Genomic DNA, 977 nt, shown 5'->3' with positions numbered 1-977 from the left:
CGCACCCGGGTGCGGGGTGCGCAGATCGTCGTTTATGCCCGCAAGGGCCACTGCGGGCGGTGACCGTGGCGGAGCGACCATGTTTTGAACAGGATCGAATGTCCTATGTCTCGCGGATCCAACGGGAAGTAAATTGACGTGTGTCTGATTTGTTCACCCTGCAGGGTGTGCCGGATGCCGGAAAATGGCCTTGTGTACGGCTGACCGCTGCGTGAGGGTTGAACCGCTTGCTGATCACTGACCAGTTCGGCGGCGTGCCGGTGCATCGAGGTGGGGGGACAAGTGATATCCATTCGCTTGGGTTGTGACGCTCTTGTCGGTGCGAGATTCGTGATTTCACCCCTCGCCCAGTTGGGCTTCATGCTCGATTTCGGCCTGACGGCTGTGGGCGGCGGGCGTCGGATGGAGCGGGTGGGCGGCGAGACACTCATGCGTCGCGACATGAAAATACTCGGGGCGATGCGGCGCGAAGCGCGCACCTGTGTTCCACCGTTCATGTTTCCCAGTGCGGACGTTCACGCCTCGGTGGAATCGGAACTCCAGCAGGTCTCTTCGACGCCGTCCGGCGTGATAAAGCGACAGATGAACACGTTCCTGAAGTCGGCGCGAACCGGGGGGCGGCCGGATTCCGCGGAGTTGCGGACGATCGTCGCGTTCCTGGAGTCGGGGGAGCGCTCGTTCGCGCAGCGGGTCGCCCGGGAGTTGGGGCAGTTGTGGTCGGCATGTCTGTCGGCCAGATGGAACGCCGTACGACGTTTCATGGAGGCCGACATCCAGCACCGGGCCGCCGCCATTGCGCAGCGTGGGCTCGGTGCCACACTCAACTCCCTTCATCCGGCCCTCTCCTACGACGCCGGCACACTTCGCATCGAGGACGAGCGCACATGGACGGTTGCCGAATCCAGGAAGATCGTTCTGCATCCTTCGCCTCTGGCGAAGACGTGGGTGGTCCGCGACGACCCGGCGGGTGAGGGCGG

Annotated in this window: 1 pseudogene; it reads left to right on the top strand. The window is 63.7% G+C overall.

Annotation, left to right across the window (positions count from 1 at the left end):
* Positions 1–330: 330 nt before the first annotated feature.
* Positions 331–977 (top strand): annotated as a pseudogene (locus BZY54_RS36290) (hypothetical protein); the annotation flags it as partial.

Origin of the sequence: Streptomyces carpinensis, from assembly GCF_002154505.1 — a bacterium.
Lineage (GTDB): Bacteria > Actinomycetota > Actinomycetes > Streptomycetales > Streptomycetaceae > Streptomyces > Streptomyces carpinensis.
The sequence above is the reverse complement of the archived record's forward strand: the minus strand, read 5'-3'. Positions and strand labels throughout refer to the sequence as shown.